At 45.3% G+C, this 7,922-nt stretch carries 7 protein-coding genes; 3 read left to right on the top strand and 4 right to left on the bottom strand.

The window, feature by feature from the left end; translation table 11 throughout:
* Positions 1-210: 210 nt before the first annotated feature.
* Positions 211-393, top strand: a complete 183-nt coding sequence (locus HMPREF1254_RS09110; protein WP_023058377.1) for a hypothetical protein — start codon at positions 211-213, stop codon at positions 391-393.
* A 74-nt stretch (positions 394-467) separates the two neighbouring features.
* The gene (locus HMPREF1254_RS09105) at positions 468-2,114 is read left to right on the top strand and encodes a hypothetical protein (RefSeq protein ID WP_023058378.1); all 1,647 of its coding nucleotides are present in this window, start codon (positions 468-470) and stop codon (positions 2,112-2,114) included.
* A 321-nt stretch (positions 2,115-2,435) separates the two neighbouring features.
* Here the strand turns inward: HMPREF1254_RS09105 and HMPREF1254_RS09100 are convergent, their stop codons facing one another.
* Positions 2,436-3,638, bottom strand: coding sequence for an aminopeptidase C (locus HMPREF1254_RS09100; RefSeq protein ID WP_023058375.1), 1,203 nt, complete (start codon positions 3,636-3,638; stop codon positions 2,436-2,438).
* 22 nt (positions 3,639-3,660) lie between these two features.
* Positions 3,661-5,070, bottom strand: a complete 1,410-nt coding sequence (locus HMPREF1254_RS09095) for an aminopeptidase P family protein (protein WP_036891209.1) — start codon at positions 5,068-5,070, stop codon at positions 3,661-3,663.
* A 152-nt stretch (positions 5,071-5,222) separates the two neighbouring features.
* On the opposite strand from HMPREF1254_RS09095, the gene HMPREF1254_RS09090 reads away from it, so the two are divergent.
* Positions 5,223-6,065, top strand: a complete 843-nt coding sequence (locus HMPREF1254_RS09090) for a patatin-like phospholipase family protein (protein ID WP_023058380.1) — start codon at positions 5,223-5,225, stop codon at positions 6,063-6,065.
* Positions 6,066-6,260: 195 nt separating this feature from the next.
* On the opposite strand, the gene HMPREF1254_RS09085 is transcribed toward HMPREF1254_RS09090, so the two are convergent.
* Positions 6,261-6,815 carry a DUF805 domain-containing protein gene (locus HMPREF1254_RS09085; protein ID WP_023058376.1) on the bottom strand — a complete coding sequence of 185 codons (555 nt, stop codon included), beginning with the start codon at positions 6,813-6,815 and terminating at the stop codon, positions 6,261-6,263.
* Positions 6,816-6,848: 33 nt separating this feature from the next.
* Positions 6,849-7,553, bottom strand: coding sequence for a tRNA (guanosine(37)-N1)-methyltransferase TrmD (gene trmD, locus HMPREF1254_RS09080; protein WP_023058373.1), 705 nt, complete (start codon positions 7,551-7,553; stop codon positions 6,849-6,851).
* Positions 7,554-7,922: the final 369 nt, after the last annotated feature.

Here is a 7,922-nt window from a genome sequence, read left to right as displayed (position 1 = left end):
TTTATTACTCTCTCTCTCTCTCTCTCTCTCTCTCTCTCTCTCTCTCATATATATAAGGTATATCTTCTCTTATACTATACCTCTTTCTGCGCATTATGTTTTAGTGCGTAGCGAAGCTTTGTGTCTCTTTTTGGGAGGTAATTCCTTGTATTCCTTTATGGGTAGTATATTCCGAAATTAAAAGTCATATTAAAAATTTATTGTAACGTTATGAGAAAAACAGAAACCAGTGCTGCCGTTGTCAAGGCGGCTTACATTCGTCCTAATATAGTTTGCATTGCAGTAGAGTATTCGCTCTGTGCTGGAAGTCCTTTGGATGGTGGACATCAGGATGCTGAATTCGATTCCGATCTTCTTGAAGATGAGGATGTGAATGATCTCCCCATTCATTAGTTGAGCCCAACTCTTAAATACTTTATTCGTAATAACCATTTTTAATGAATTAATTTTATAAACAATTGATACAGATGAAAACAAAATTATTTGTCTCATTTACTGCTTTCGTTGCTGCATCTGTGCTGATGTGCAGCTGTTCTAACGAAGAGAGTGCTGATAGTAATAATAATAGTAATAGTAATAGTAATGGCCAGCTTACTGCCTTTACAGGAGGTATCGTAACAGAGGCTCCTATGGAGCGTATGCAGCTTAGTACTCCTGAAATTTCAACAGAAGTCCCTGGCTTTCTCACTCGCACCTCTATGAATCGTAACGCCCTCCGTGGTCAAGGAGCCTTCCTTTGGGAACCTAAAGACGTGATCTATGTAGAGGCCGATAATAATAAGTTGTATAAGAGTCAGAATACTATCAATGATGCTGTAGCTCGTGCTACATTCTTTGTAGGTGGTTCTTACACCGCTAAGAGCCAATACGATGTGTACTATTGTGGTACTAACTCTGGTGCCGGTGAAAAGAAAGTTGTTATCGCCAGCAATCAGACCCAGGTAGCCTTTAACAACACCAAGCATTTTGGTGCCGTTGGCGATTGCGGTGTGGCAAAGGCAACGAAGACTATCGTTGCAGGCAAGAGCGGTTATCGTTTCGACTTGGCGCACAAGGCCTCTTATCTTTGCTTCCTTCCCTATATGACTTCTGAGGAACAACGCAAAAACTATAAGATTAAAAGTATAGAGATAACCTCTGATAACAATATTGCTGGTACTTATGATCTTACTCAAACAGGTCTTTCCGCTACGGGTACAAATGAGTCAAAGACTATTACGCTTCACGTAGGTAATGATGGTCTTTTGCTTGCGAATCAAACAGCTGAAGTGCCAAACATTGATAATTCGGTTTATGTAGTTATAGCTCCAGGCACACATGCCTTGAAAGTAAAATATACAATTTTAGACACAAAGAATAAGGTTATGACAATGACCAAAAGTTATAAATCACATAACTTTGGTGCCAATAAGATTTGTGATATTTCCGTAAGTCTTGGTGCTACAGATCTTTACAGCGGTCACAATTATTACATGTGGGATGCTAAAGAGAACTATTGGTCAGGTCATGAGTGGGACTCTGATAACCCTTGGCAGCCAAGAGAGAATAGTAAAAGAGACCCCCGTTATCCTAAGTCTAAGTCTGCCGATGGTGCTCGTTGGTATAATGAAGGAGGTGGTACTGGTGTTTCTATCGGGGCTTCCAATCCCCTCTTCAAGCAGCTTCCTAATTCCCAAGAACTTGCTTGGTACGTAATATATGGTGATGCTCATTGGGATAAAGATAAAACTTGGACGGCTTTAGGCAATACTTATACCGGTGGTATATGGTTGAAGAAGCTCAGCGTTATCGCTAATGATGTCCACAAGACGCTTTCTGACTTAAAGCGGTACTATCCCGACGGTATCGTTGTTTCTACTTCTTCCTTCGAGAAAAGTGGTACTCTTACATCCGGCAAGCCAGCTAAGATTGATGATTACTTCTTCCTCCCTGCGTTGGGCTTTTGGTACAATGGTGCGCTTTACAGCTTAGGTTCCAACGGTTTCTACTGGTCGTCAAGTTCTGATCCCTTCAGTAAAGAAAAAGCGTTCAGCTTGTTCTTCAGCAGTGATGAAGTGAAATTTGGCAGCAACAGCTACCGCTTCAATGGGTTTGTAGCGCAGCCTTTCAAGTAGTCTCCCCGATCGTTTTATTTTGAGCGGGCTCTTTCAAAGAGCCCGCTCCTAAATACCGCCTTCGGCGGTCGCGATTTTCTTTTGAAAATTACACTTTTAGTAAGGTTATAAGAAAATGTCGCTTTCTTCTGTTTTGTTAATGAAAACGTCTGATGCAGTCTGCATCTATCTGCATCGTGAGAGTATGTTTTGGAAAGCTGATGAGCGCAGTGCTTATTTGTTTTCTTCAAAGGGCTGAGGCATAAAAAAAGAAAGACCGTTTTTCCTGTATAGAAAAACGGTCTTTCTTATCGTGGTTTCAAGATCAATTTGAAGCGTTATTTAGATATTTAATTTCTTACGGATATTTGCAGGAACAGCATTCTTGTTCACCATGAAGTCCATGGTCTTGTAAGCAACGAAAGCCTTGGTCATGTACCAAATACCTTTGTACTTGCCACTTTCGCCCCAAGAGTTCTTTACCATGTAGTATTCTTTGCCATTTTGGTCCTTAGCGATGCCGAAGATGTGCATGCCGTGGTCATCGGTAGTTTCCCAATTGTCGAACGCTTCTTGGCGCATCTCTTGTGTAGGAACAACTTCAGGAGCATTGATACCTAAAGAATCTGCTTTGGCTTTCTTTGAGGAGTTGGACATCTTCACCCAGCGGTCAGCGTCTGTTCCAGATAGGTCGCGGGCTTTCTTCAAATCGTAAGCAATACCTAAACCATTGCGTGTAAATCCATCTTCAGAAACATCTCCGCCCCATGCTACGGTATAACCATTGTTGATAGCGTTATCAATGATGTTACAAATATCTTCAATAGGAACGTTCCAGCTCAAAGGCCAACGCCAGTTGTCTTGTACCTCAACAGCAAATTGTGTCCAGAAAGGATGATGTGTGTAGCTGGTGAAGTGTACATAGTCGTTCATGTCCAGTCCAAGACTTGCCGCAAATGATTGTGGAGTATAAGTTTTTCCTTCGTATGTAAATGTGTCAGGAGTTTTGCCAAGGTAAGCATCAAGAATGCCCATCAATCCTTTTTTCCATGCTGGAGAAAGTTTTTTCTGCTTGCCCTTGGCAATGGCTTCTACATAAGGCGTCATGACAGCGAAAAACTCGCTGAAGTTTGCCAATGAGTCACCTGTCATTGTACCAGGCAATGGCATCGCTGTTTCGGGCACCATGCCATAGTGTTGCCAACAATAAATGGGGTCGTAGGTACTACCTCCCTGTGCAAAACTAACGTCACCATGCATGCGAATAGCTTTTTCTGCTCGGTCTTCGTATGTTTTATGAGCTACAAACATTTCGCTCAAGTTGTAAGTTTTCCCCGTTTTTTTCAAGATTTCGCTTTCCAAAAAACTCAAGGTAGAGTAAGCCCAGCACGTACCGCTGCGGTTCTGATCCTTGATACTGGTAATCTTGTTCTGCTTTACAACCGTAAATACTGGCTGGTTGTTTTTAGGGGCTGTCTTTTTCTTACCTGCCTGTGCGCCCGTTGCCATAATTGCCAAAAGGGCGAACATCAAAATTTTCTTCATGTTTTTGAATAGTTTTAATAAATTATTTAGTTGAATTGTTAGCCATAAATGCTTCTACATCTTTTGGATGGTATGGTATGCGCTGTTCGCCGATGAACCGGCATCCTTCCTTGGTGATGAGCAAGTCGTCTTCAATACGAATGCCTCCAAAGTCTTTGTAGGTTTCCAATAGTTCAAAATTCAAGAACTCTTTACAGTGTCCAGATGCTCTCCACTCATCAATGAGGGCAGGAATAAAGTAAATGCCCGGTTCGTCTGTTACCACGAAGCCTTCTTCCAAGCGGCGTCCCATGCGCAGGGCATTAGTGCCGAACTGTTCGAGATTGGGACGGGTTTCATCGTCAAATCCCACGTAGATTTGTCCCAAGGCTTCCATGTCGTGTACGTCCATGCCCATCATGTGGCCCAGTCCGTGCGGCAAGAACATGGCATGAGCGCCAGCTCTAACAGCCTCTTCGGTGTCACCTTTCATCAGTCCCAGTTCTTTCAGGCGCTCTGTCATGAGCTTGCATACAGAGAAATGTACGTCCATGTATTTGACACCTGGTTTTGCGACTTCGAGTGCGTGGTCGTGGCAAGCCTCTACAATGCTGTAAATCTCTAATTGTCGTTGCGTAAATTTGCCACTAACGGGATATGTTCGGGTGTTGTCAGAACAATAGTTGTTCACTGTTTCTGCCCCAGCGTCACACAGTGCCAGCCTTCCTGCTTCAAGTTTGGCCAGTGAGGGATTGCCGTGCATGATTTCGCCGTGCTGTGAGAAGATGGTTGGGAAGCTCACCATGGCGCCATACGAGTTGGCGATGCCGTCTACTTGTCCACCAACAAACTTCTCCGTTACGCCGGGTTTAGTCAGGCGCATGGCGGTGGTGTGCATCAGATAGCCAATCTTCGCCGCACGCTCCAGCTCTTCAATCTCCTGCGGTTCCTTGGTGGAACGCATCTTTACGACAGCCTTGATGAGATCGAGTGAGGCGCTTTCTTTCTGCTGACTGGGATGAATGCCCAGCAAGTCGTATATCTGCAACTTGATGTCGTGGCGGTAAGGCGGCAGAAAATGTATCTTACGCTTGCTGCCGATGGCAGCGTTGCAGAGGGTCTTGAGTTGTTTCATCGGGGCCGAGTGCTTCACGCCAACTTGTTCGGCCATATCCTTGACGCTGTCTACAGAGCCAAACCAAACGATGTCTTCTATGTCGATGTCGTCGCCAATTAAGGTTTCGGTGTCGTTGTCAATGTCGATAACACCCACCAGTCCGTCTCTGTTCTGTCCGAAATAATACAGAAACGACGAGTCCTGGCGGAAAGGATGATAACCGTTAAAAGGGCCGTTGGCAGGTGATTCGTTGTTGCCAAACAGGATGATGAGGCCTTGGCCCACTTCTTTTTTCAGTTGGGCACGGCGTCTTATGTAAGTTTGTTGATCAAACATGATGGTAATTTTTGTAAGTGTTGTAAACTGTTGCGGCTTGTCATGGATGTTGCAAAACAATGATTTGTTATCCGCGACAACCTTATTCACGGCAAAGATACTAAAAAGTGATGGAAAAATTGTAACTTTGTGGCAATAAATAACTTGTTTTTATGCATATTGAGAGGAATACAGGACTGGTGTTGGAAGGTGGCGGCATGCGCGGCGTGTTTACCAGTGGTGTTCTGGATGCTTTCATGAAGCATGATGTGTATTTTCGTTATGTCGTCGCCGTGTCGGCCGGAGCGTGTAACGGCATGTCGTACATCAGCAGGCAACCACGCAGGGCGCGCTTGTCTAACATCGACTTCTTGACGCAATACGGCTACATTGGTTGGCGGCATTTGCTGAAACAGGGTTGCATCTTTGATCAAGAATTGTTGTACGATAAATTTCCAAACGAATACGTACCATTCGATTTTGATACGTATTTTCAGCGGTCAGCGACCTTCGAAATGGTGACGACCAACTGTCTGACGGGACAAGCGGAGTACCTCACGGAGGTGAAAGACCGGCAACGTTCGCTGGACATTGTGCGCGCTTCGAGCAGTCTGCCCTATGTTAGCAAAATCGTAAGGGTAGACGGCATCCCCATGCTTGATGGCGGCATCGTCGACTCGATTCCTGTAATGCGGGCCGTGGAGACGGGGCATCCTAAGAACGTGGTAATCTTGACGCGCAACAAGGGTTATCGCAGTAAGGAGCGCGACCGTAAGATTCCTCATTTTATCTATAAGAAATATCCCCGTCTGCGCGTGGCTCTGAGCCATAGGGTGGCTGTCTACAATGCGCAACTGGAATTGGTGGAGCGGTTGGAAGCAACAGGAAAAATTGTTTGCATTCGCCCTGAAAGACCCATGGAGGTGGGACGAATGGAGAAAAATACAGATAAGCTGGAGCGGCTGTACGAAGAGGGTTTTATGCTGGGCAATGCCTTCTGCGAAACCCTGTCATAATGCTTTGCCATACCGTTTGTCGCTTGAGAACGATGGTGACCTCGGCAGATTGATTTGATGTGCTGTGGCATCGTAGCGCAAACGCATTGAGTTTGGCGTCCAATCTCATTGACATTGCCCTTCAAAAGCATTGAGTTTGGCACCCAAAGTCAATGCTTTTGAAGGGGATGTCGTATCTTGTTGATAAACAATAGCTTATGCTGTTGCTTCAAGATGCTGTTCGTGTGTCGTTTCTTCTTGGATGATGTATTTGGGTGAGGGACCGTACTTATTAGGCTGGGGCTTTCCATCCAGCAGGCAAAGTACAAACGTTACCAGACCTGTAATCATGACAACGATTAGCGAGATGATGAAGATGGGGTCGGTGAGCATGTCCATGCTGGCTTCTGGACTGGCATTGACACTCATCAATTCTTCGCCAATACCTGTTCCATAAATATATAGTGTGTAGACAACTGTTGATGCATAGTTTGCGAAAACCCACCATTTGCTGGCACCACGGTCTTGCAGTCTGCGCACAGTAATGGCAAGGGCAAGCGATAAGACCGCTAAGTTACAGATGACGGCAGCCAGTGGTGGCAGGAAAGCCTTCCAAATATTAGTCAGGATGAAATAGCATACCATGTAGGCTAACATGAACCACCAGAAGTCTGAACGACGTGTGCGGCCATTGAAGTCGAAAAGTCGTTTACATCCTTTTCTTACAGCTTCCGGAAATGAGGGTTGTGGTTTCTCAATTAATTTAGGCATAAGTTTTAAAGTTAACGTAGTTTTAATAGTTTGTCAATCATGTTCTTGAGGATTGTGGGGCGTGTCTACCAGCAGGTCGGGGCGCAGTCTGCGGGTGCGTTCCAAGGCCTGTTCCATTTCCCAGTTCTTGATTTTCGCCTCGTTGCCGCTGAGCAATATCTCGGGAACCTTCCACCCTTTGTAGTCGGCCGGGCGCGTGTAGATAGGGGCGGAGAGCATGTTGTCTTGGAACGAGTCGCTCAGTGCGCTCTGCTCATCGCTGATTACTCCTGGGACAAGTCGTATGATGGCATCGGCCATCACAGCCGCAGCCAGCTCGCCACCCGTTAAGACATAGTCGCCGATGCTGATCTCGCGAGTGATTAGATGGTCGCGAATGCGCTGGTCTATGCCTTTGTAGTGGCCGCAAAGAATGATGATGTTGCCCTTCATGGATAGGTCGTTGGCCACTCGTTGGTTAAACTGTTCACCGTCGGGCGATGTGAAAATCACCTCATCGTATTCCCTTTCGGCCTTCAAGGCGGTGATACAGCGGTCAATAGGCTCGCACTGCATCACCATACCGGCAAATCCTCCGTATGGATAGTCGTCCACGCGTCGCCACTTGTCGGTGGTGTAATCGCGCAAATGGTGTAGGTGTATCTCGGCTAATCCCTTCTTCTGTGCTCGCAATAGAATGGATTCGTTGACGAACCCCTCGAGCATTTCGGGCAAAACTGTAATGATGTCGATTCTCATATTGTGACAAAAGTATGAAAAAAGCGTTAATATATATGGTTCTGTAAGCTTAAAAAATGTGAAACAATCAGCCTTTCCAGCCTGGTTAGAACGGGTGCCACGCCTTTGGTGCCCGTTGCCTACCTTTTGTATGAGCCTTCTGTATGAGCCTTTCGTATGTGCCGTGTTATTTGGTATTAAAAACGGAATATGATGTTGACCGAGGCGAACAAGTTGAGCGGATGGTTACATTCAAGGTAGGTCGTGTCAGCAAGTATGTATGTAGTCATGGCCTCTTTACTATGCGTCTTTCTGGTTATATAGGTTATGCGTATTATGGTTGATGGTCGATATTTTTGTGATACGATTAGTTAATTAAATCAAAAAAAA

Source organism: Prevotella sp. BV3P1 (genome assembly GCF_000479005.1).
In the GTDB taxonomy this organism is placed as follows: domain Bacteria; phylum Bacteroidota; class Bacteroidia; order Bacteroidales; family Bacteroidaceae; genus Prevotella.
The sequence above is the reverse complement of the archived record's forward strand: the minus strand, read 5'-3'. Positions and strand labels throughout refer to the sequence as shown.